Origin of the sequence: Kribbella aluminosa, from assembly GCF_017876295.1 — a bacterium.
GTDB lineage: Bacteria > Actinomycetota > Actinomycetes > Propionibacteriales > Kribbellaceae > Kribbella > Kribbella aluminosa.
The window spans coordinates 1321913-1344959 of the sequence record NZ_JAGINT010000002.1; the positions used below are offsets into that span (position 1 = coordinate 1321913).

The 23047-nt window shown below is 68.5% G+C and carries 23 protein-coding genes; 18 read left to right on the forward strand and 5 right to left on the reverse strand.

Annotated elements, in window-relative coordinates; translation table 11 throughout:
• Nucleotides 1-25: 25 nt before the first annotated feature.
• Together tcmP and JOF29_RS27755 are read right to left on the reverse strand one after the other, a co-directional pair.
• Complete coding sequence (gene tcmP, locus JOF29_RS27750) at nucleotides 26-1132, reverse strand: three-Cys-motif partner protein TcmP (RefSeq protein ID WP_209697363.1); 1107 nt, start codon at nucleotides 1130-1132, stop codon at nucleotides 26-28.
• 95 nt (nucleotides 1133-1227) lie between these two features.
• Complete coding sequence (locus JOF29_RS27755) at nucleotides 1228-1983, reverse strand: DUF5131 family protein (RefSeq protein WP_209697364.1); 756 nt, start codon at nucleotides 1981-1983, stop codon at nucleotides 1228-1230.
• A 223-nt stretch (nucleotides 1984-2206) separates the two neighbouring features.
• Between JOF29_RS27755 and JOF29_RS27760 the strand changes: the two genes are divergently transcribed.
• On the forward strand, nucleotides 2207-2494 hold the full coding sequence (locus tag JOF29_RS27760) for a hypothetical protein (protein ID WP_209697365.1): 288 nt from the start codon (nucleotides 2207-2209) through the stop codon (nucleotides 2492-2494).
• A gap of 31 nt (nucleotides 2495-2525) precedes the next feature.
• On the opposite strand, the gene JOF29_RS27765 is transcribed toward JOF29_RS27760, so the two are convergent.
• The 3 genes from JOF29_RS27765 to JOF29_RS27775 all read right to left on the reverse strand — a co-directional run bounded on the left by JOF29_RS27765 (nucleotide 2526) and on the right by JOF29_RS27775 (nucleotide 4776).
• Complete coding sequence (locus tag JOF29_RS27765) at nucleotides 2526-3083, reverse strand: flavoprotein (RefSeq protein ID WP_209697366.1); 558 nt, start codon at nucleotides 3081-3083, stop codon at nucleotides 2526-2528.
• The gene (locus JOF29_RS27770; protein WP_209697367.1) at nucleotides 3080-4303 is read right to left on the reverse strand and encodes a helix-turn-helix domain-containing protein; all 1224 of its coding nucleotides are present in this window, start codon (nucleotides 4301-4303) and stop codon (nucleotides 3080-3082) included. The genes JOF29_RS27765 and JOF29_RS27770 overlap by 4 nt, the downstream gene beginning before the upstream one ends.
• Before the next feature lie 125 nt (nucleotides 4304-4428).
• Nucleotides 4429-4776: a GntR family transcriptional regulator gene (locus tag JOF29_RS27775; RefSeq protein ID WP_209697368.1), complete on the reverse strand. Its 348-nt coding sequence runs from the start codon at nucleotides 4774-4776 to the stop codon at nucleotides 4429-4431.
• 115 nt (nucleotides 4777-4891) lie between these two features.
• Between JOF29_RS27775 and JOF29_RS27780 the strand changes: the two genes are divergently transcribed.
• The 17 genes from JOF29_RS27780 (at nucleotide 4892) to JOF29_RS27860 (ending at nucleotide 23027) form a co-directional block, all read left to right on the forward strand.
• Complete coding sequence (locus tag JOF29_RS27780; RefSeq protein ID WP_209697369.1) at nucleotides 4892-5125, forward strand: helix-turn-helix domain-containing protein; 234 nt, start codon at nucleotides 4892-4894, stop codon at nucleotides 5123-5125.
• 122 nt (nucleotides 5126-5247) lie between these two features.
• A complete protein-coding gene (locus tag JOF29_RS27785) occupies nucleotides 5248-5706 on the forward strand; it encodes a hypothetical protein (protein WP_209697370.1) in 459 nt (152 codons plus the stop codon).
• Nucleotides 5703-6230: a Pycsar system effector family protein gene (locus tag JOF29_RS27790; protein ID WP_209697371.1), complete on the forward strand. Its 528-nt coding sequence runs from the start codon at nucleotides 5703-5705 to the stop codon at nucleotides 6228-6230. Before JOF29_RS27785 ends, JOF29_RS27790 begins: the two co-directional genes overlap by 4 nt.
• The gene (locus JOF29_RS27795; protein ID WP_209697372.1) at nucleotides 6227-8560 is read left to right on the forward strand and encodes a type IV secretory system conjugative DNA transfer family protein; all 2334 of its coding nucleotides are present in this window, start codon (nucleotides 6227-6229) and stop codon (nucleotides 8558-8560) included. Before JOF29_RS27790 ends, JOF29_RS27795 begins: the two co-directional genes overlap by 4 nt.
• Nucleotides 8557-8910: a hypothetical protein gene (locus tag JOF29_RS27800; protein ID WP_209697373.1), complete on the forward strand. Its 354-nt coding sequence runs from the start codon at nucleotides 8557-8559 to the stop codon at nucleotides 8908-8910. Before JOF29_RS27795 ends, JOF29_RS27800 begins: the two co-directional genes overlap by 4 nt.
• On the forward strand, nucleotides 8907-9569 hold the full coding sequence (locus tag JOF29_RS27805; protein ID WP_209697374.1) for an RRQRL motif-containing zinc-binding protein: 663 nt from the start codon (nucleotides 8907-8909) through the stop codon (nucleotides 9567-9569). Before JOF29_RS27800 ends, JOF29_RS27805 begins: the two co-directional genes overlap by 4 nt.
• Complete coding sequence (locus JOF29_RS27810; RefSeq protein WP_209697375.1) at nucleotides 9566-10426, forward strand: DNA adenine methylase; 861 nt, start codon at nucleotides 9566-9568, stop codon at nucleotides 10424-10426. Before JOF29_RS27805 ends, JOF29_RS27810 begins: the two co-directional genes overlap by 4 nt.
• Nucleotides 10426-11196 carry a hypothetical protein gene (locus JOF29_RS27815; protein WP_209697376.1) on the forward strand — a complete coding sequence of 257 codons (771 nt, stop codon included), beginning with the start codon at nucleotides 10426-10428 and terminating at the stop codon, nucleotides 11194-11196. Before JOF29_RS27810 ends, JOF29_RS27815 begins: the two co-directional genes overlap by 1 nt.
• Complete coding sequence (locus JOF29_RS27820; RefSeq protein WP_209697377.1) at nucleotides 11193-11942, forward strand: hypothetical protein; 750 nt, start codon at nucleotides 11193-11195, stop codon at nucleotides 11940-11942. The genes JOF29_RS27815 and JOF29_RS27820 overlap by 4 nt, the downstream gene beginning before the upstream one ends.
• Nucleotides 11942-13468 (forward strand): DUF2637 domain-containing protein, encoded by a 1527-nt coding sequence (locus JOF29_RS27825; protein WP_209697378.1) that lies wholly within the window; start codon nucleotides 11942-11944, stop codon nucleotides 13466-13468. Before JOF29_RS27820 ends, JOF29_RS27825 begins: the two co-directional genes overlap by 1 nt.
• Entirely contained in the window at nucleotides 13465-13743 is a 279-nt protein-coding gene (locus tag JOF29_RS27830; RefSeq protein ID WP_209697379.1) for a hypothetical protein, read from the forward strand. The genes JOF29_RS27825 and JOF29_RS27830 overlap by 4 nt, the downstream gene beginning before the upstream one ends.
• Nucleotides 13737-18410: a MobF family relaxase gene (mobF, locus tag JOF29_RS27835; protein ID WP_209697380.1), complete on the forward strand. Its 4674-nt coding sequence runs from the start codon at nucleotides 13737-13739 to the stop codon at nucleotides 18408-18410. The genes JOF29_RS27830 and mobF overlap by 7 nt, the downstream gene beginning before the upstream one ends.
• A 440-nt stretch (nucleotides 18411-18850) precedes the next feature.
• On the forward strand, nucleotides 18851-20593 hold the full coding sequence (locus JOF29_RS27840; protein WP_209697381.1) for a DNA cytosine methyltransferase: 1743 nt from the start codon (nucleotides 18851-18853) through the stop codon (nucleotides 20591-20593).
• A gap of 103 nt (nucleotides 20594-20696) precedes the next feature.
• The gene (locus tag JOF29_RS27845; protein WP_209697382.1) at nucleotides 20697-21581 is read left to right on the forward strand and encodes a hypothetical protein; all 885 of its coding nucleotides are present in this window, start codon (nucleotides 20697-20699) and stop codon (nucleotides 21579-21581) included.
• A gap of 2 nt (nucleotides 21582-21583) precedes the next feature.
• Complete coding sequence (locus tag JOF29_RS27850) at nucleotides 21584-21880, forward strand: hypothetical protein (protein WP_209697383.1); 297 nt, start codon at nucleotides 21584-21586, stop codon at nucleotides 21878-21880.
• Complete coding sequence (locus tag JOF29_RS27855; RefSeq protein ID WP_209697384.1) at nucleotides 21877-22125, forward strand: hypothetical protein; 249 nt, start codon at nucleotides 21877-21879, stop codon at nucleotides 22123-22125. The genes JOF29_RS27850 and JOF29_RS27855 overlap by 4 nt, the downstream gene beginning before the upstream one ends.
• The gene (locus tag JOF29_RS27860) at nucleotides 22122-23027 is read left to right on the forward strand and encodes a bifunctional DNA primase/polymerase (protein WP_209697385.1); all 906 of its coding nucleotides are present in this window, start codon (nucleotides 22122-22124) and stop codon (nucleotides 23025-23027) included. Before JOF29_RS27855 ends, JOF29_RS27860 begins: the two co-directional genes overlap by 4 nt.
• Nucleotides 23028-23047: the final 20 nt, after the last annotated feature.

A 23047-nucleotide genomic window follows, 5' to 3' on the forward strand; every position in this document is an offset into this window, starting at 1 on the left:
CTCGACCGCCAGGCGATGTTCTCGCTTATGGAAAGATGACGATCGTACCGTCCGTAAATGTGCCTTTGCGCTTCTGGTTTGGGCTGCTGATCAATCCAGACCTTTGCATCACGGCCAGGGTTGCGCGCTTCACGTGGCCGCTGGCGTAAGGTGTCGCCACGATGACATGATCCACAATCGCTTCGATTGTGACAGCCTGGCCACTGAAGTGAGTGAGTAGGTGGCTCTGCAGTGGCGTGGTGTCTACCTCCGCGCCGAAGATCACATCTTGGTTCGCGAACCGGTCGCGGAAACTGAAGTCTCCGGACGGCGCAATCTTCCACATCGCGCCCTTCATGCGGTCCAAGCCAATTGGTTCGCGGGTGCAGTAGAACAGGTCGTACAGTCGCTTACCTCGATGGTCGTACATCGCGAAGCTTTGAATGTAAGGAAAATTGCAGACTTCGTGCAGCTGACGTTTATACAGGTCGTGAATGTATTGACTGCGCTGCGATCCTGTCAGAAGTCCAGCGTCTTTGTATTCTTCGGTGCCGAAAAGGTCCGTGAGCGCTTGGTCGATGTTTCCCGCACCGCAGAAGCGGAAAACTGCTTCGTGGGCGAAGTAGACCAACAACTCACCTTTGGGGAAGTCGGTGAGTCGGCGTAAGACCGCCATCGGAGTCGCCTTGACTCCCACTGGATCGACGAATGCGAAAGTCGGAGCGAGCTTTGCGGCCCGGCTGTCAAGGTCATCGAGAAGGTCTGTCGTCAACTCAATGAAGGTGTTGTTGGTAACGCCAACTCTGACGTTCGCAGGCCAAGGCTTATTTGTCGCTTTCAGTTCGTCAATCAATCCCTCCAGGTGTTCGGCGCAACCCGGATCTTGCTCATTGAATAGAAAGACGAACTCGGTACGAGGCATTGAAGTGAAGTAGTCGTGCTCAATCAGAGTCTTCAGGGCGATCAGGGGCGACCCGTCATCCCCGCTCTTGTATCGGCCCGGCCCGGCGAAGGCGTCATAGTAGAAGAGTCGCCGGTTGTACTTGGCGAGGATGGGGAACCAGGCTCCGAGGTACTCCTGAAGCAGTTGATGCTTGGCTGCGGTGTGCGGTGGTCGATCCCATAATTCCACTGCCTTACGACCGCGCGCCATCCTGTTCCAACCCTTCCGCTGCTGTTCGAAGGGGTTAAGAATAGCGCTCGGTTAGATCTCAGTGTGGCAACTCGCCGTCTTTGATGGCAGCTGGGCTAGACCGCCGTCGCGCCGTAGGCCTCGGGCATCTCGTCCCAAAGCTGGCCGTCCAGTTCGCGACCGCCACTCTTGGGCCTCCGGCCGCCCCACTGCTTGAAGAAGAACGGCGTGCCTGCGTCGACGCACTGGTTTCGGAGCTCTCGGACCCAGTCCGCGCTCATTGGGCGAGCGTTCGGGCCGGACTCGCCGCCGGCGATCACCCAGTCGATCTTCTCCAGCGGGACGGATGGTAGCGGTCCAAGTAGTGGCTCGCAGGACAGGAAGCGCACCGCAGCTGGCACGGAGGCAAGGTCAGATATTCGGTTGTACTGAGCAACGGATTCGACACTCACGCCCAACCAAACGTTTGAAGGAAACGAAAGCTTGGGTGCAATTCGCCGTAGGCGCAGGCTTCGCTTCGTCAGAACCTGGTATGTGTGCTGAGGTGTTTGGCGCATGACGTCGAACACATCTTGAATGAACGATGTCGGAACTCTTGCGTGGAACAGATCGCTCATGGAGTTCACGAAAACCAGCCGCGGACGCCGCCACGTGAATGGCACCTGCAGAGCCGCCTCGTGCACCGCAACACCAAACCCTGGTCCGCTCGTCCGTGGGTCACCGTCGTTCTGGTACTTGGTTGCTCCCATGGCCTTCAGGCGCTTTGCCAAGCTCAAGGCGTAACAGTTGTCGCATCCGGCGGACACGCGATCGCAACCGGTCGTGGGGTTCCATGTAGCTTCTGTCCACTCGATTGCGCTGTTGTCCGCCATATCGATACATTAGCTGTTCGAACGCATGTTCGATAGGGGTGGAGTATGTAGGTTAGGGGGTTTTATGCCCGCGAGGTTGCGTGGACACGTGTGTGCATTCGCAATGGGTGCTCGGTCAGCGCGGGCGTACCGTACACCCGCTTAGCGTTGATTCTGCGCTCCGACACGCCGCCCTCGACCGAAATGCTGTCGCCGCGATGGCGGCGGACCTACCTTCGATGACGTGAACTCCACCGAGGGCAATACCTTGAAGACCATTCGTCAGCTCGCCACCGAACTTGACCAAGCCCTGAGCCACCTGACGGCGGCTGTCGCTCTGCTGCCCCCAGACGACAAGGCGTCGGCTGTCGAGCAAGAGGTCTGGGCTGAGTGCGACCGGTTGTCACTAAGCGGCGAGCCGATCGTGGCTGCGCAGCTCGCAAGGAAGTTCCGGCAAAGAAGCGAGTCGAGAATCCGGGAGTACGTGCGAGCCTGGCGAGCGGCCAGGCGGGAGCCGAGTCACGTCCGATGACCCAATCCTTGGTAGTGCGCCGCGCGTGCTGTCAGGCTTCGGCGGCCGCGGATTCGATAGCACTTCGGATCGCATACCAGGGGATCTGCTTGTTTGGGGCGCTGCGCGGCGTGTGGAGCGGCCAAACGTCTTCTCCGTAGACGAGGTGGACTCCAGCTCGCGTCAGCGCCGCAATGTGGCCGTCCCATGCCGGTTGTCCGGCGTGGGCTGCATTCACTCTCGGAAAGACGACGATGGGAGGGCGACGCCCGCCGATCGCCTCGCACAGCTGCGTGAGTGCCTGGTTGTCGGCTATGCCGAGCGCCAGCTTGGCTACGATGTTGGCAGTCGCCGGCACCACCGCGTAGCAGTCCACAGCGGGATGGGGACTGATCTCGTTAGGCAAACGAGGTGCGCTGCGAACTCGCAAACCGGTGACGGCCTCGATCTTCCCGACTTCGTCCGTCGCTTCGAGCCAGGTTGTCGCGGTTGGGGTAAGGGTTACGGCTATGGTCCATCCGTCATCGAGCATCGGCTCGATGAGCCGTTCCCGAACCTGCTCGATACCGCCGGCAGCGGCACAAACAAGGCCGAGTGTGTGGCCGCTCATTGGACCGCCCGGCAACGCTCGGCGAGCGCCAGGATCTCTGATCCGCGACCTCCGGTGCTCGGGGTGCGACGGTGAATCTGCCGCACGATCTCGCGTACGGCTGGATTGTGGCGCACGAGCTGGGGCGACTTGGCCTCCGCGCTGAGGAGGGCGGAGATCGCCTCAGCGTCATGCGCGGAGTAGCTGTACGCGCGGGCGAGGTCGATGCTGTGTGCAACTTGCCGAACCGTCGGTAGCACGGTCGAGTCGACACGTGGACCGTGCTCGGTGACGAAGGCAATGTCGCCAAGATCCAGAGCTGCCGACAGCCGGTGCAGCATTACGTTCGTCGGACCGAACGACGTCTGCCAGTAGTTCGCGTCAGCGCCGAGCTGGTGTGCTGCGGCGTCGGCAGAGGCGAGTAGTTCGGTGGCTGTCGTGCGGTCGTTCCGTCGAGCGGCGGCAGTGGCCATTCGTAGATCAAGCATGCCGAGCAGACTCAGCGCAGCAGGGTCCATGTTCTGGACGTGGTCGGTGAGCCAGGACCGAGCGGTCTGACCGAGCTGGAGTGCGTCGTCGTACCGCCCGACGGCGAGCAAGGCATGGGTACCTGCTCTAGCGGCGGAAGCGAGTGCCAGCGGATCGTCTGCATCGTCCGCGGCGTTCATCGCTCGCTCGGCTGCGATCCATGACAGATCGGACTCACCGATCTTGGTGAGCGTCGTTGCGGCCAGGTGGTGGATACGAGCGGAGACGGCCGGTCCTCTCCCGCCGCGGGTCCGATCGGCCTCGATAGCTTGGGCAGCGCGGATTAACTCCGGCAACCCATCGATAGCGCGACCGATGCGGCCATGCTGGTAATGCTCCCAGGCGCCTTCGGCCAGACTCGCGACCTGCTCGATATCAGGTGGCCGGCCGTTCTGCTCGTCTGCGAACAACACTCGCGAGAGTCGGCGGGGGGCCATGAGCGCGTCTCGGACCGCTGGCACGTCGTCGTGCTCGTGATCGTCCTCCAGGAGGACCGGTTGCCCCACGAGGTCGCCCAGAGACACTCGGAGTGCTGATGCGAGTTCCGCAAGCACGTCGAGCCGGCGAATCTCCCGCTCTCCGCGTTCGATCTTGCTCAGCCAGTCTTCGGTCCGGCCGACCAGGTTCGCTAGCACCGACTGAGTGAGGCCGCGCCGTGCCCGGTAGAACGCAACGCGCTCTCCGATGCTGAGATGGTCGCCTGCTCCACGCATGCCTACAACGATAGGCCAGCCTCATGCACGACCTACCCGGACAGTTTGTCCGGGTCGTGTCGTCTACTCCAGTGTCCACTGGTTCGCATGGACCCAGTGAGCTACGGCGGACGACTCGGAGTACGTCAACTTCGGGTGCCCCCTTCTGGTTGCAGCAGTTGCTCAACGGCGGCCACGCGGCGCTCAAGCTCATCGACAGTCCTCCGAAGGACGGCCAATTCGTCGTCCTTGTCCGCCGGCACGGTCGCTGAAACAAAGACGCCCACACCGTGGGTGCTGCGCAGCAGACCGTCGCGCTGGAGCCGCTCGATCGCCCGACGCGCCGTCATCGTCGAAACGCCTAGCTGCTTCGCAAGCTTCGGGCCGGACGGGAGTTTGTCGCCGACGTTTAGTTCGCCGGTCGAGATCGCCTTTCGCAGGGCGTCCGCGACCTGAATGTACGGGGGGCTCGCTGACGAGTCGTCCAACTTCATAGCTGCACGGTAGTCCGCGCTAGATCAGCTAGCCATCTCTACTGCGGAGCGTTGCGTGTTCTAGTTAACTAGTCTAGTCTAGACAAGACTAGAGTTCTCAGAAGGGAGAACGGAAATGCAGGAGTCCACTGAGGGCAAGCCGGACTGGCTCAATGTCGCTGAGATGGCCAAGCAGCTCGGGATGGCGGAGATGACGCTCTACCGCGCGATCGCTGCCGGGGAGTTCCCGGCAGTGCGGATTGGTCGTCGGCTGTTCATTCCCGCGCGCGTGCTTGAGCGGATGGCCGAAGCGGCCATTAGCACCGGCCGCGTTGTGACGGCCGCCGACTTTTGCGGCGAAGCCTCATGACTTCCCTCGTCGGGCAGCGCCCGACGGCACCACAAGCAAGCCAGGACCGGCCCCGTCAGGGCGCCAACCGATCCGGGGCCGGTTCTCCCATCACTCAGGTACGAGTTCGAGAGGTCTACAGCATGACTGACGCAGTACAGGTCGGCACGGAGTGGGTGCCGCCGATTGGGATGTTGGAGGAGTTGCCGTCGGAGCACGCGGCAACGATTCGAGGGTTGTTCGAGTTGGCCGCGTTCGTGGCCGATCACCCGGAGCTTCGGGCGCCGGTAGTTGAGGCCCGGTTCCACCTGCGGCACGACGAACGCCCGCAGGGGCCGGAAGCGGAGTACGTCGCCGAGCGCGCCTTGGTCGATCGGTTGGCGGCTGCGCTGGGTGTTGAGCCAGTCGACCAGACCGCGGTCGACGGGCATTACTTGGCTGAGCGGTTCATGGGCTCGGTCGAGGTGAGCAGCGCGGCGATTCCGCCAGCGCGCTGGGCTCGTTTCCGCGCTGACCACTCCTACAACGGCTGTGTTCAGCCTGACGAGGACGCGCAGGAGACCACCGGCGACCCGATGACTTCCGTCGGGGGTGTGCGATGAGCGAGCGCATGCAGATGGATTTGGCGTGGCGGATGCACGATGCGGCTGCGCAGGCGATCGACAAGGCGGACACGAAGGCGGGTTTCGCGGCGACGGTGGAGACCGCTCTCGCGGCGGTGGTGTTGACGCTTGTGTCGCGCTCGCATGGGTCGCCGCTGGTTGCGCGGGTGTCGTTCGGTGTGGCGTTGGTTGCGCTCGCGGTCGCGCTGGGTTCGGCGCTGCTGGTGGTGGTGCCGCGGATGTACCGGCCGGCGGATGCGTTGGTGCCGGGGGAGTTTCTGTACTTCGGTGCGGTCCGTCGCCGGTCGGTCGAGCAGCTGCTGGAGCGCCACATCTACCCGCGGTCGTACGACAACAAGGTGGCCGATCCACTGGTGGCGGTGACGCATCACGCGAAGCGGCTTGCCGGTATCGCGTGGACGAAGCATCAGTGGCTGCGGGTGTCGTTCGTCGCTGCGGTGGGTGGTGCGGTGTTCGCGGTGGCCGGCGTGCTGGTCGCGGCGGGTGTCGGGGGTGCGCGATGATGCGCCGCCCGACCCGGACCGAGGGTGCGATGGTCCCGCACTTCACTCTCGCGATGGTCGCGCTGACGGCGCTCGGTGTCGGCGCGGTGGCTTGGGACAAGACGCCGGGTCTGACCGAGCTGGGCTACTGGGCCGCGGCGACGGGTGTGGTCGGTGTCGTGACTGCCGGGCTGTTGTTTTGGCGGTTGATGCACGGTGCGTTGATCGCGGCGCCGTTGTGGGTGCTGCTGGCCGGTGCGATCGGGCTGCGGGTCGGTGCGCCGGGTGGCGCGGCCGGGTGGGTGATCGCCGGTGGCGTGTTGCTGCTCGTCACGTTGGGCCTGGTCGCAGTCAACCGGCCGGTGGGTGCCGGGCTGTCGCTGGCGCTGTGGCTGGGGTACGCCGGGTTCGTGCTGCGGGCGTTGCCGGACACGGTCGAGGTGTCGGCGCGGTGGTGGCAGCTGCTGGCGGCGGCGGTGGTGGTGCTGATTGGTACGGCCGGGTTCACGCTGCGGTCGCGGTCCAGCTCGCGGGGCCTGTTGCGCCGCCTGGGCCGGGCGGGCCGGGTGACTGACGGGCTGGCGTCGGCGTGGGACGTGCACCGCAACGCGTCGGCGCGGATGCTGCGCCGTAAGGCCAGGCAGGTCCGTCCGTCGCTGGCGCAGGTGCCGGCGTGGAAGCGCCGGTTCGTGCCGCTGACGCAGCTGGGCACGACGGTCGCCACGGTCGGCTGGGTCAAGGTCCGCTCGTCGGCCGAGGACCACACGCTGACCGTGGCCGGGCCGCGGGCCGGTAAGACCGGCCTGGTGATGGGGCACCTGCTGGACGCTCCGGGGGCGGCGATCGTGACCTCGACCAAGACCGACGTCCTCGACATCACCCGCGGGCTGCGCGGCCAGCGGGGTCCGGTGTGGGTGTTCGACCCCGACGGCCTGACCGAGGACGGGTCCACGATCACGTTCGACCCGTTGACCGGTTGCACCGACCCGTCGGTGGCGATGGACCGCGCGTCGGACCTGCTCGACGGGGTCGGCGCGAAGTCCGACGACGCCGAGCACTGGCTGAACCTGGCCCGGCAGGCGCTGACCGCGTTGATGCACGCTGCCGCGCTCGGCGGCTACACGATGGCCGACGTGCAGCGCTGGGTCGCGCACCCCGACACCGGCAAGGACGACGTGCTGTGGGAGCTGCGGGTCGCGGACGCGGTCGGGTTCGAGCAGCAGGCCACGCAGTTCTTCATGAACAACGAGCGCACCCGATCCAGCATCTCCACCACGATCATGCCCGCTTTGAGCTGGCTGTCGGTGCCGGCCGCCGCGGCTGCCGCTGCACCGGGTGGGGTCGCGTTCGATGTTGCGCGGCTGCTGGCCGAGACCGGCACCGTGTACCTGCTGGGCGCCGAGGACAAGAAGACCGCGCCGCTGGTCACGGCCCTGACCGCCCACATCGCCCGCCAGGCTCGGGCGATCGCGGTCCGCAGCACGGGCCGCCGGTTGGAGCCGCAGCTGACGATGGTGCTCGACGAGGCCGCGCTGATCTGCCTGATCCCGCTGGACCGGTGGACCGGTGACTTCGGGTCGCGCGGGATCACGCTGCACATCGTCGCGCAGTCCCGCGCGCAGCTGCGAGAGCGGTTCGGTGAGGCCGCGACCGGTTCACTGATGACGAACGTGTCCACGAAGGTCGTGCTGGCCGGCACCAGCGACGACGACGACCTGCAGTTCTGGTCCACGCTGTGCGGGGAACGCCTCGAGCAGACCGCGACCAAGGACCGCACCACCGGCGGGGTGACGATCAGCGACCGGCACGTCCCGGTCCTGACCCCGGGCCAGATCGCGCAGCTGCGCGCCGGGCAGGCGCTGATCATCACCCGCGGCATGCCGCCCGCGATCGGGCGGATCAAGATGGCCTGGAAACGCTCCGATCTGCGCAGGGAACGGTTCCACAACCGGCCCACCGTGCAGTGGACCAGCCGCCAGCTGGCCGCGAGCGAGCAGTGGGCCGGTGCCCGGCTGATCGTCGGCTGCGCGTGGCTTCGCGACGCCGCGATCACCTCCGCAGTCGCCGTCACCGACCAGATGACTACCGCGCGGCAGCGCCTGACCGCACCCGTCGTCCGGCGTACCACGGCCCGCCTCGATGCCGCGGTGGCCTGGCTGGAAGCAAACGACCCGGCCCGCGAACTGCTCGCCCGGGTCCGGCTTGCCGGGGCGATGCGAACCGCCCGGGCGGCACTGGCAGCCCGCTCCGAACTCACCCAATTCACCGGGGACAGCGAGGCTCGGCCACAGGACCGGCTACCTGCCCGGGCCGGTGCCGGCGCCGGGACTGACGAAGAGGGCCGGTCATGACGCCCCTGGTGAGTGCCGACGTAGTCGTGATCTGCGGGTCCACCCGGTTCCGCGACGAGATCGCGGAGGCCAACCGCGACCTGACCCTGACCGGGCACATCGTGCTCGCCCCGGGAGTGTTCGCACACACCGGCGACCTGATCACCGGGTGGCAGAAGCGGCAACTGGACGCCCTGCACCTGGCCAAGATCGACCGTGCCGACTGGGTCTACGTGGTCAACCCCGGCGGCTACGTCGGCGAGTCCACCCGCCGCGAGATCGCCTACGCCCGCCAGACCAGCAAGCCGGTCAGCTCCCTCGCACCGCTACCGACCGACGACCGCCATGACGACGAGGTGGTGCAGTCATGAGCAGGGTCGAATGGGTGCAGCTGTGGGACGGCCGGCGCTGGCCCGGCCGGGTCCGCAACGGCCTGCCGGAGTTCCGCTTCGGCCAGGCACCGGCCGGGCTGTCCACACGGCGACAGCTGCGCGAGCGTGGCCTGTCCCGCGGCGGGCAGGAGCCGTTCGCCCGGCTGACCTGGAAGCGCGAACAACGGTTCGCGTGGCTGTACGTGGACGACAAGGCCAAAACGAAACGGACCCCGACCAACAAGCAGCTCGCCGCCGTCAACAAGGCGCTCGCCGCACGGAAGGTGTGCGCCGAGTGCGGCCCGGTCGAGCACTTCGTCCGCACCACCGACCAGCTCTGCGGTGACTGCCACGCCGCCGGCGTCACGCCCACCGCAGGCGGCACCGACGCATGGCGCACCGTCCAAGCCTGGCAAGACGAAGCCGCCGACGACGACACCGACGGCGACCGGGACCAGGCCAGTGCCGCGGCCGAACGGGCAGCCGCGGCACTGGCCCGGACCGAGGACCGGCTGGACACCGCCGCGTCTGCGGCTGACGCCGCTCACCGCGACGAGGAACTCGCCCGCTGGCACGACGACGACCAAGCCGACCGGCTCGCCGCAGAACGGGCCGACAGCAACTACCAGACGGATTGGGACGAGAGGGGAGTCGCATGACCGCCGAGCTTGCGCCGCCGTTCGCCTACTACGGCGGCAAGACCACCAAGGCCGCACAGCTCGCGGCCCTGCTGCCGACCCACCGCCACTACGTCGAGCCGTTCGCCGGGTCGCTGGCAGTCCTGCTGGCCAAGGCCCCGGTACCGTTCGAGACCGTCAACGATCTCGACGGATCGCTGATGACGTTCTGGCGGGTCCTGCGCGACCGCGGCAACGACCTGGCGCGAGTGTGCTGGCTAACGCCGCACAGTCGCGCCGAGCACATCAACGCCTACACGCTGACAGATGCCAACGGCAACAACCTCGACGAGCTGGAAGTCGCTCGCCGGGTCTGGGTACAGCTCAGCCAGGGCATGGGCGGCACCCGCCGCCGGACCGGCTGGCGGCACTTCCAAGACCCCGGCGACCGGACGACGGTGTCCATGCCGGACTACCTCCACGCCTACGTCGAGCGGATGACCCCGGCGCTGCGCAGACTCCGCAGGGTCAGCCTGGAAGCCCGCCCGGCGCTGGACGTGATCGCCGCCTACGGCCGCCACGAGCACGTCTGCATCTACGCCGACCCGCCCTATCTGGGCAGCACCCGCTCATCGCGCCAGTACGCCGTCGAGATGAGCAGCCCCGCCGAGCACGTCGAACTCGCCGACGCGCTCAAGGCATGCAGCGCCTCGGTCGTGCTGTCCGGCTACCCAAGCGACCTCTACGACGCCCTCTACGCCGACTGGCACCGCCTCGACCTGGCCGGATTCACCGGCCAGGCAGGCACCAACGGACGGCGGACCGAGGTGCTGTGGTCCAACCGCCCGCTCGGCACCCAACCCACGCTCTGGCACGACAACGGGCAGGAGAACCACTGATGCGCTACGACGACGACAAAGACCCCGGCACCGCCGCACTGGCCGCGGTCGCTGGCCTGGCCCGGTCGGTCGAGACGCTGACTCGCGACGTGGTCGCGATGAAGACCGGCATGCAGCAGACCGCGTCCAAGACCGCCGTCGCCCGGCTCAACGACACCGTGACCTCGCTCGGCAACACCGTCGCCTCGTTCGAGGACCTGCTGACCCGGATCGCCGCCACGCCCGCCGGCGCACGCAAGGCGGCAAGCTCCGCCGACAGCAGCGATGAGGAACCGATGCGGTCCTGGCTGCGGCTGCCCGAACACGACCAGGCAGCGGTCGAGGCGGTGCTGAGCGAGCTGCTGCCGTGGATGGAGTCGGTCTATCTGCGGTACGCGACCGGACGGGACACGCTGCCGCCGTGCTGGCTGTGGCACCCCGAGATCGTCGAGGAACTGCTGTGGCTGATGGACGCCTGGACCACCGCCTACGAAGGCGAGGAGGCGTCGAACAAGCTCGTCGGTGACTGGCACGACCGGCAGCGCCCCGGCGTCACCCGCCGCATCGGCGAGTACGCCCCGGCCTGCGACGTGCTCGCGCACCGCGACGCCGCCGGACAGCACGCGATCACCGTGCCGCTCGCGGCCGACGCCGACCCGTTCGTCACCTGGTGGGCCACCGGCCGCGACGACAACGGCCCGGCCCCGACCCCCGAGCAGATCAAGGCCGGCCGACGCGGAGACCGCGGCGGCCTGGCCGCCGTACCGGACACCGCTGGAGGCCAACGATGACCACCAACCACTACGACCACGACGACTACACCGCGGCGGCCCGGGTGCAGCACGAGCGCGTCCTGGACAACGCGATCCGCCGCGCCTACGACATGCTGCTGATCCTCGGCGACGAGGACGGGATCGAGCGGCGCTGGGTGGGCATGGTCGAGCTGCGCGCCGAACTCGACGCCGACCGGCGCGCCGCCGGCGTCGAGCCCTACGACCGCAGCGAGGTTGACGCCGCACTACGCCGACTCTCACGCGAACCCGGCGTGCACGTCCAAGAGGAAGCCAACCGGCAAGCCCTGACCGACGCCGACCACGACGCGGCCGTCCGGTTCGGCGGATCCTCGCGCCACATCCTGCTCATCGAGGAACCCGACCACACCGACAGCGGTATGGACGGCGGCACCGGCGGCGTGGACTCCGGCGGCACCGACACAGCTGAGGCCGGTGCCGACGATGCCGACGAGGAGGCCGACCGAGCGCACAACCAGGTCCACCGGGAGCTTCTCGAGGGAGACGGCGTTGCCGAGCCCGGCTGGGCAGCCGACGCCGATGTGACGGCGTCGGGGGACCGGGCTGCTGCAGCGGCCGAGCGAGCCGCGACCGCGGTCGCGTCGACCGAGATCGATGCCCTCAGCAACCACCTCGACCACCGGCCCGCCGCGGCTCACGGCGACCACACCGGCCACGCGCCGACGTTTGACGACCAAGACCTGTACCAGCACGACAAGCGATACGACGCGATGGAGGCCCTGTGATGACGAGCTTCCTGCTCGACCTGCCCGACCCGGGCACGGTGACCTGGCCGACGATCGCCGGAGGCGCCGCCGCGCTGCTGATCGGTGTCGGGTCGCTCTTCGGGTTTGCCTTGGCGGTTCGCCGCGCAGCCCGTGGGGTGACCCGCGCGGTCGAGACCGGGCGGCTGACGACGCGGCGGGTCCTGATCACCGTCGCGGTCTTGGCCGCGCTCGGCGTCGCCGGGATCGGCGGTGCCCGATCGTTCAACGCCGTCTCGGCCAAGTTCGACAGCCCGCTGGTGCCGTTGGTTGCCGACGGCATGATCATCGCCTGCACTGCGCTGCGGCTGGCCGCGCTGACCCGGGGATGGCGGATTCCCGGCGCGCTGGTGACCACGTATGTGTTCATCGGCGGCACGGTGTGGCTGAACATTGACACGGCCCGCGGGATCGCCGATGCTGTCGCGCACGCGCTCGCGCCGCTGGCCTACGCGGTGCTGGTCGAGATGCTCGCCCACCTGCTGCGCCTGCACATGAAGCTGGCCCAGCCCGCCCGGGCCAAGCTGTCCGCGTTGACGTGGTTCACCTCCCCGGTGATCACCACCCGCGTGTGGCTGCACCTGTCCAGGACCGCCCGCCATGACGACGCGGACCCGACCAGCGCCCGGGCGCTGGTCCAGCAGGTCGTGCGGATGGCGTCGAGGCTGGCGACCTTGTGCCCGAGCCGGAAGCTGTGGCCGTTCGACGCCGCCCGCGCCGCCCGGACCGCCGCGTTGCAGACGATCCGCGACGGCCTGCTGTCGGCCAACCAGCTCGCGGCTTTGCTGCCCGCCGGCGGGCGACTGGCCCCGGGCGAACTGCTCGCGCTGGTCGATTCCGCCGCGCTCGGCCTCACCGACACTCCTGTCTTGTCCGGTCCGGTCGAGCTTGGCCCGGACAACCACGAGGACCCCGACCGCGACGACACGGCGACTCCCGTGACTTCGGGTGCACCGGTTTGGCTGGTCGCCTACCTACTTGGTGCACTCCGCACCAACGCCACGACTGCACCGGTGCACCCCGGCACCCGCACCGCACCTCGTGCGCCGAGTGCACCGGTGCACGACGAAGACCAGAGCGGTGCACCCGCACCGATGCACGCACCGCACCGCAACAGCCAGGCAGCCGAGGCGACCGCAGCCGCACCGCGCAAGAGCGCGGGTCCTTCCGATGCCGAGCTGCTCGACGCGGTGGTGCGCCACGCCGCCGAGCACGGCGGTGCACCGCTCGGACAGCGCGAGATCCGCCGCGCCACCGACGAGGCCTTCGGCCACCCGGTCGGTTTCCCCCGGGCCAAGCGGCTCCAGGAGATGGCCGGGTGGGCCGAGCCCACCGGTCCCGACACCAGCGACAGCGAGACCGACCAGCAGGTCCGTGGAGAGCTCCAGCTCGTCACCGAACCCGGGGAAACCACCACCGACACCCGCACCGACACCGATGACAGCAACGAGCACAGCGACCACGACGCCAGCACCGACAACGAACTCGAAACGAGCAGCAGCCGATGAACAGAACCCAGAACACCCCAGAAGCAGCCAGCAGTCACGACACCCAGGCAGCAGAACAAGCAGCAGCAGCCAGTCACCAGACCACCGACGAAACCACGATCGACCATCCCTCAGCAGAGACATTCAGGATGAAGAACCTTGATACACACCCATGCATCACGATCAAATGGAGCCTCGACTCCGCTTCGCGTCGTCGTATCGGCCTGCCGCTGGCGGTGGCTGTCGCTGCGCCGGGCGCCACGGGCGCGCAGGGGGCCGGTGGTGCCTCGTGCTGAGCGTGCGCAGCGGTCACAGTGCCAGCTACTTGACCGGCTCGGTCGCGACCGGGCGGGAGAACTACTACACCGGTGCCGTAGCGGCCGGCGAGCCGCCCGGGCAGTGGTTCGGCACGGGCGCGGAGGCGCTCGGGCTGTCCGGCGAGGTCGACAACCAGGACATGACCGCGCTGTATGAGCGGTTCATCGACCCGCGCGACGAGGCGTTCCGAGACCCGGCGCGGTGGGACGAGGCCGAGACCCTCGGCCACACCGGCCGCAACTACAAGTCCGAGGAACAGGTGTACGCCGATTCACTGGCCAAGGAGCCCGGTGCATCACCGGAGCGCCGCGCCGAACTGCGTGCACTGGCGGGCAAAGCGGTGCGCAAGAACGTGTCGTTCCACGACGCCACGTTCAGTCCGCAGAAGTCGGTAACGGTGCTGCACACCGCGTTCGAGGCGCAAGAGGTGCAGGCCCGCACCGCAGCGGAGCGGGCACGCGGTGCACTCGAAGCCGCACTGGCTGACGCCGAGCGCACCGGTGCACCGCTGGACCGGGAAGCGGTGCACCACTACCGCGGTGCGGTGCAGCGCGCGGAGCGCGAAGCGGTGCAGTGGGGCAAGCACCGCCAGGCGGTCGAGGACGCGATCTGGGCCGGGAACGTGGCGGCGCTGAACTACCTGCAGGACAAGGCCGGCTACACCCGCGTCGGCCGCTTCGGCGGTGTGTCCGGCCGATGGGCCGACGCGCACGGCTGGACGATCGCGTCGTTCTTCCAGCACGACAGCCGCGAGCACGACCCGCAGCTGCACATCCACAACGCGATCCTCAACCGCGTGCAGGGACCCGACGGCAAGTGGCGCACCATCGACGGGCAGGCCCTGCACCGATGGAAACCGGCCGCGGGCGCGGTCGGCGAGCGAGTGATGGAACAGCACCTGATCAAGGCACTCGGGGTGCAGTTCAAGGAGCGGCCCGACGGCAAGGCCCGCGAGATCGTCGGCATCGACCAGGCAGCGATGGACCTGTTCTCCTCGCGCCGCAAGGCGATCACGAAGAAGACCGCGCCGATGGTGGCCGCGTTCGAGGCCAAGATGGGCCGCGCCCCGAACAACCTGGAGATGGCCTACATCCAGCAGGAGGCGTCGCTGGCCACCCGCAAGGCCAAGTCCCACGACGGTGAGACCGTCGAGCAGCGGCTCGAGCGGTGGGACCGGCAGCTGCGCGCCGAGGTCCGCGGGGGACTCGGCAAGGTCGCCCGCGACGTGCTCGCGTTGCAGCAGCGCCAGTGGCTGCCCGGGCGGATCAACCAGGCCAAGGTCCTCGAGACAGCCTTGGCCGACGTGCAGGCCAAGCACGCGACCTGGCGGTCGGCGGACCTGACCCGTGCGATCAGCAACGCGCTGCCGGACAATCTCGGCAACATGAAGCCGGCGAAGATCGCGCGGCTACTGGATCGGCTCACCGAGCGCGGCCTGAAGCTCGCGCAGCAGGTCGATGCCGACCGTCCTGGCCACAGCGCCGGCGAACTCTCGGCGCTGCCAGACGAACTACGCCGTGGTGACGGGTCGTCGGCGTACTCGGCGCCGGGCGCGACCCGGTACGTGACCCCGGACCACGTCAAGGCCGAACGGCAGCTCGCCGCATCCGGCTACGCCCGCGGCGCTGTCGCGATGAGCCCGCCGTGCGTGCAGACGTTCGTGGACCGGCTGACTGCCGACGGTCTCCAGCTCGGCGCCGATCAGGAGGCCGCGGTGCGCGGCGTCCTCACCTCCGGTGCGAAGGTCGAGACGCTCGTCGGCCCGGCAGGCACCGGCAAGTCCCGCGTCGTCGGCGCACTCGCGAAGGCGTGGGAAGACCCGAGCCTGTGGGGCGGGCAGCAGCGACGGCTGGTCGGGCTGGCCGCGTCCCAGGTCGCGACCGAGGTGCTCGCGGCTGACGGCGTCACCGCGAAGAACATCACCCGGTGGCTGATGACCCAGCAGCGGCTCGCCGACGGGTCGGCCGCCACCGAGGACCAGGCCTGGTCGCTGCGCGACGGCGATCTGGTCGTGGTGGATGAGTCGGCGATGGCCAACACCACCGACCTGGCCCAGATCCAGACCTACTGCGACGCCGACGGTGCGAAGTTGCTGCTGGTCGGTGACCACCGCCAGCTCGCCGCCGTCGGCGCCGGCGGAGGCATGCGGCTGGTCACCGCGAACGCGCTCCACCACGAACTCAGCGAAACCCGCCGCTTCACCGCCGGATGGGAAGGCCCTGCGTCGCTACGGCTACGCGAGGGCGACGAGTCGGTACTGGGCGAGTACCACAAGCAGGGCCGCATTCTCGACGGCGGCCACCTCGAAGCCGCGCAACGGTCCGCCGCTGACGCGTGGCTGGCCGACCACCTCAACGGGCGCCACGCCCTGCTGATCGTGGACACCAACGCCCAGGCCGCCGAGCTGTCCGCGCAGCTGCGCGCACGCCTGGTCGGGTACGGCCAGGTGGACGACGAGCGCACCGCCTGGCTGGCTTCGACCGGCAACCGGGTCGGTACCGGCGACCTGATCCAAACCAGGCTCAACGCCTGGCACCTGCACGGCTACCGCGGCAACAAGCGCGCCGCGTTCAACCGCGACGAGTTCAAAGTGGTCGAGGTGCTGGACGACGGCGGCCTACGGGTCGCGCCGCTCATCCGCGGCACCCGCCAACCCGTGCCCGACGAAACCATGGTGCTGCCCGCGCAGTACGTCCAAGACTGGGTGTCGCTGGCGTACGCCGCGACCGTCCACTCATCCCAAGGTTTGACCGTGGACTCCAGCCACCTGGTCGCCACCCACAACACATCCGTATACGCGCTGTACGTCGCGATGACCCGGGGCCGGGTCGCGAACACCGCGCACGTCGTCACCCAGTCACTGGCCGCCGAAGCCGAGTACGGCGAGACCAACGACGCCGCGAAGCGGTCGGCGCTGTCGGTGTTGCGCGGCGCGTTCGACATGGACGACCCGCAGCTGTCGGCGTTGCAGACCGCGGCCGAGGACGCGTCCGAAGCCGATCGGCTCCGGACACCGGCCGAACTGCTCGCCGACGGCATCGCACTGGCCACCGCCGGCCGCACGGCCCGCTGGCTGGACGAACTCACCGACGCCGGGGTTCTCACGCCCGACCAGCGCACCAAGCTGGCCGTCGAGGACGGCGCCGGAACCCTCCAGGCCCTGCTGCGCCAGGCCGAGCTGGCCGGGCACGACCCGCGCCAGGTACTCACCGACGCGATCCAGCAGCGGTCTCTGGACGACGCCCGCAAGCTCAGCTACGTCATCCACGACCGGATCAAGAACACCAACGGCACCCTCGATCCACTCGGCGACAGTTTCGCCGACCGGCTCCCGCAGCTCGAGGACCCCAAGTGGTCGGCGTACCTGTCCAGCCTCGCGTCCGAGGCCGACGCACGCGCCGCCCAGCTCGGCGAAAAGGTTGCCGCCGAACGGCCGCAGTGGGCGATCGAGGCCTTCGACCAGCCATCGACCGAGCCCGGCCGGGCGCGCGACGAGTGGATTCAAAAGGCCGGGACGGTGGCCGCGCACCGCGAAGTCATGGCCCACGAGGCCACCGACGACGCACTCGGCGAGGCACCCAAGCCGGGTCAGGTCGAGCAATACGCCTCCTGGCGCGCCGGGTGGCGAGCACTCGGCAGACCGGAGGCCGACCGCGCAGAAGCCGAGATGTCGAACGGCCAACTGCGGGTCCGGGTCCGCGCCTACGAACGCGAAAAGGCATGGACACCGCCGTACGTCGCCGAGGAACTCGCCGGCACCCGCCAGGCCGCAGAACGGGAACGCCGCACCGCCGCACTCCGTGCCGCCGAAGCCGACGCCCGCGACGACGACGCCATGCGCGAGCAGCTGCTCGCCGAAGCCGAGCAGGCCAAAGCCCTGGCCCAGGCGCTGGACGCTCGCGCCGCCGAGCTGCAGCTCGCCGACGACGCCCGCGCCGTCTGGTGGGCACACACCGCCGAAACCCGCGCCAACGCCGAACGCGCCGAGGCCGAACTGGAGGAACGCGGCATCGACAACAGCGACGACGGACCCACCCCCGAGGAATGGCTCGACACCGCCGATGACTTCGACGTGGTCGACGAGCACGACCTGACCGAGGTCGCCGAGGCCCGCGCTCGGGACTTCGCGACCGCCCAGCCGGGCGACGAGTTCGTAGAGGCCGAACTCGTTGACGACCAGCTGCCCAGCAAGGCCGCGGAACCAGACTTGGCTGACGACGAATACCTTGACGCGGAGATAGTGGCCGACGGCAACACTCCCGAAGCGGTCGCGGAGGTCGACAAGGTTAAGCCGGTCGAGGACCGTGCCGCACAGGAGGACCTGGCCCCGACCGATATCCGCGAGGTGGCTGCCGACGAAGAACAAATCGCGGAATCCGATGTGCCGCGGGTTCCGTCCGCGGACGAGACCGCCGAAGCGGTACGCCGGGCGCAGCGGGCGTTGATCGAGATTCAGCACCGCCGCGAAGCCGAAGAACGCCACGCAGGCGCAGCCGACGACGCCGCGGCCCGCGCCGAAGAACTCGCCCGCTGGCACGCCGACGACACCCACACCGACCACGCCACCACCGCATGGGTCAGCACCACCGAGCAGGCCAGTGATGACCACGGCCCGGTGCTGGAACTCGGCGGCTACGACGACTAAAAGCGCTGGCCAGGCTCTCCCGCCCCTGGCGGGAGGGAGAGCGGCCCCGGCCTCCGGCCGGGGAAGGGAAAGCCTCTGTGGCTGGGTTTGGCGGGCGGTGCCAGACCGCCCCCTCCAAAGTCAAGGGGTTCTCGCCTGGAGGACGGCGGCGCTCGCTGCGCTCGCTTATTTCCTTGTCCACCAGCCGAGAACCCCTTGACTTCGGAGCCTCTGGCGGCCCGGCAGACGGCAGTAGCCGGCAGGCCCCAAAGGACGGGGCTGCCGTCACACAAGCCCACCAGCGGGAGGCGGACAGATCCCATGAGGACCCGGCGAATCAAGAACGTATCGAGGACCGCGTGCCAGGCCTGGTGCACGTCGGCGCACAAGTGCGGCTCACCGTACTGCTGCCCCGAGCTCTACATCGTCCCCAACCAGCCCAAGCGCAAAGGAGCCACCCGATGAGCAGCGGTCGCGTCGCCACGCATCGTCCCGCGCCGGTACGCCGGCGGTTCCGGCACGACACCCTCGTGGCCGTTGACCTGTTCTCCGGGTTCGGTGGGCTGACGCAGGGCATCGAGCGGGCCGGATTCGACGTGATCACAGCCGCGAACCACAACGCCTACAAGGTCGAGGTCCACGAGGCGAACCACCCCACCACCGAGCACTGGATCGCCGACCTGGCCAACCCCGACTCCGCCGACTACCACTCCGCCCGGGACCTTCCCCCGGGCGACCTGCTGGCGGCAGGCGTGTCCTGCGTCAACCACTCGCCGGCCAACACGATGAAGGCCTACGAGCAGGGCCTGACGCTGTTCGACCTGGACGACCCCGACTACGACGAACGAGTCACCCGCTCCGAGCGTGACCGGGCCACGGCCAACTGCGTGCTGCACTACGCCGCGCAGCACCACCCGCGGCTCGTCCTCGTGGAGTGCACGACCCAGCTGCAGTCCTGGGGACACCTCGTCCCGGGGAAGCGGAAGGTCGGAGACGGCTCCACACACCGCTGGTGGCTGAAGCAGTTCGAGAACCTGGGCTACCAGCACAAGATCCTCTACCTGAACTCGATGTTCTTCGGCGTCGGGCAGTCCCGCGACCGCGGCTACTGGGTGTTCTGGGACAAAACTCTGCCAACCCCGGAGCTGGAGCACCGGCCGCCGGCCTGGTGCGACCACTGCTCGACCGTTGTCGAGGCCGTGTGGACCTGGCGCACCGGCATCCCGGCGACCGGCACCGTCTGCTACGGCAAGCAGTACGACTACCGGTGCCCGCGCTGCCGCAAGGCTGTCGTTCCGTCGTTCACGCCGTCGCTGGACGCCCTCGACCTGTCCAACCTCGGCACCCGCATCGGTGACCGGGACAAGCCGCTGGCAGCCACGACGATGGCCCGAGCGGAGCGGTGCCGGCAGCGGTTCGCCGAGTTCCCCGCCGTGCTGATGCCAGCCAAGGCGGAGCGTGGTTCCGAGCGGCACCCCTGGCAGCCGCTGTCCACCCAGACCAGCCAGCAGGAGACCGCGATCCTGTCCACCGGGCAAGTCATGGTGGCGCACCGGCACAACGGCGACGGTCAGCACATCACCCAGCCGATGGACACCGTCACCGCCACCCGCGAGAAGGCCGTGCTGCTTGCCGTGGACAACTACCAGGGCGCGGCCCGTGGCGCCGCCGAGCCGCTGCCGACACAGGTCGGGTCGCAGACCATGGGGCTACTCTCCACCGGGCTGTCCACCGGCTTGTCCGGTGGTGTGGTGCCGTTCCGGAAGAACACCACCCCGACGGTGCACGCCGAGGCGATGCCGACCGTGACGGCCGAGCAGATCCCGGGGCTGCTGTTCTCCGGCTGGTACAAGCAGAACGGCTCGACCGGCACCGAAACCGCGCCACACCCGGTCCTTGACCCCTTCGGCACCCTCACCTCCCGCGACACCACCGCTGTCCTCGCCGCCGAATGGCGCACCGCGCTGACCGATCTGAAGCTCGAAGACTGCTATTTCCGCATGATGGCCGCCCACGAGATCGGCCGCGGCTGCGGCTTCGACGTCACCTTCGGCGACCACCAAGGCACCTACGTCGTATGGGGATCGGCACGCGACCAGGTCGACGGATACGGCAACGCCGTCACCCCCGCGGTCGGTGAGTGGATCGGCGCCAGGCTGCGCGCCGCACTCCACCGCGAGAACTCCTACGAGGACGAGGCCTGACCGGGCCGCAGTCGGCCGGACCTCGCCGCAGGTCCGGCCTCTCGGCCACCCGGCCACACCCGGCAACTGACACGTAACCGTCAACCACCGAAGGAGATCGACGATGCTGGTAGAACCCCCGAACCCCGGCGACCCGAACCTGAACGGACCACTACCGGAAGCACTGCAGCCGGAACCGGACGACTTCCATGTGGCCGTGACTGCGATCACGCGCGCGATTCGTGCGATCAACGCCGGCCAGCGGCCCGGCGACGGCGCGGAGTTCATCACCCACCTGCTCGCCACGGCCGCCGCGAACCTCGGCAGCACCGAGGCAGTGACCGCCGGACGACCTGGATCATGGGAGGCCGCCGGCGTCGAAGGCCTGCTGCACAGCACCGTCGGCTACAACGGCGAGTACCTGCTGACCTATCGCACCGAACCGATCGGGATCGTGGTCAACACCGTCTACGAACTGAACGACCACGGCATGTTCGAGGCCTACGAGGCCAGCCTCAACCACATCGGCCAGACACTGTTCGGGAACCGCTGGAGCCAGTCCCGCGACCGGCTCACGATCGCCGAGCTGGAACAGATCGAGGACGCCGAGGGACTGCTTGTCGAACTGGAACAACACGACCGAGCCGAGTACCAGCAACGGTTCACCGCCACCGTCCAAGCCCGCCTCGAGCAGCTACACGCCGAAGACCCGAGCCGCTACCCCGAGCACCTCACCATCACCCTCCGGTACGCCGACGACACCAACGACACCGACCACCTGACCGACGGCTGGGGGAGCGACCTGGCCAGCATCCTCTACGCCCACGCCCGCGACACCACCCCACTGCCCGGCAGCGACACCGCCCCCACCTGGACCGGCGGGCGAACCCACGCCGAGACGCTCCTGGCCACCAGGCACTGGCCGCACCTGCGCGTGCCCCAGCTCGCCCATTACGGCCGACCCATCACCACCACCGACACGGCCACCACTGCCACGGAAGAGAGCTGACCATGCCCGGACGCGTACCGAACGGAACCCTCCTCACGACCTACGACGAACTGAACGAGCTGGTGTCCCACGCGCTCACCCCTGTGGTCATCGACCGCGACGGCACCCCGTGGATCGTGTTCCAGACCGAGGACGGCGACGACTACGCCGCGACCGTGCCCTGTCCCGACGATGACATTCCAGGCCGCACCGACTTCGACGGGCTCTGCGAGCGTGGCCCGCTGCGCGTGGTGTTCAACGGCGACACCCGCGCCTCCGCCTGGCCCGGCACCAACGCGAAGCAGGAGGCGCCCGCATGACGATCAAGGTCCGGCTGTCCGGAGAACCCGACGAGATCGCCCAACTGGTCGAGCACCTGCGAGACCAGTTCCAGGTCGCCGGCGCCGACCGCGCCTACCCCAACCGCGGATCGTTCGGCGCCCGCGTCTACCTCGAACTCCGCGACGCCGACCCGCACCAGCCCACCCAGCCGGTCACAGAGCAGACCGCACAACGAGTCCGCAGCGAACGAGTACGCCCCGACCGGAAAGGCCTCGAACCGTGACCAGCACCTACCGGGCTCGGCCAGTCCCGGACACCGACCACCAGGCGCTCAGCCGCGCCGCACACTGGCACGCCGACCACGGCATGGCTGTCTTCCCGCTCGTCCCCGGACGCAAGGTTCCCGCGGTGTGCAAGGACTGGGAACACCAAGCAACCATCGACCACCTCGCGATCGCCCGCACCTGGCGCAAAGCCCCGTACAACATCGGCGTCGCCGCCGGGCCGTCAGGGCTGCTCGTCGTGGACCTGGACCAGCCCAAGAGCCCACGTGACGAAGCACCCGAACCATGGCGCGAGCGCGGTGCGTCAAGCGGTGCCGACGTCCTCGCGCTCGTGGCCGGCGACCATGCCGCCTCGTTGCCGCCGACCTACACCATCACCACCCCCTCGGGAGGACAACACCTGTACTACCGACAGCCGGTCGGCGAGCAGCTCGGCAACAGCGCCGGCCGCATCGGATGGAAGATCGACACACGCGGATACGGCGGCTACGTCGTCGGTGCCGGATCGATCACCGCCGACGGCCGGTACCTCGCCGACCGCAGCGTGTCACCCCGGCCGCTGCCCAGATGGATTATCAACGCCCTCGACACGACACAGCCTGCCGACGTACAACGGACCACACCCGACCTGAAGAACACGAGCGCGTACACCCTCGCGGCCCTCACCGGGGAACTCGAGAAAGTCCTCGCTTCCACACCGGGCCGCCGCAACGACACCCTCAACCGCGCCGCATTCGCACTCGGCCAGCTCGTCGGCGCGCAGCTGCTCGACCAGCACATCGCTCGCGACGAACTTGTATCCGCCGCCGGCCGGATCGGCCTACCCCGGACCGAAGCCGACCGCACGATCACCTCCGGACTCACCGCCGGAGCACACCGCCCACGCCGACGGGCCAGCTGACTGCTGGGTGGAGGACCCCA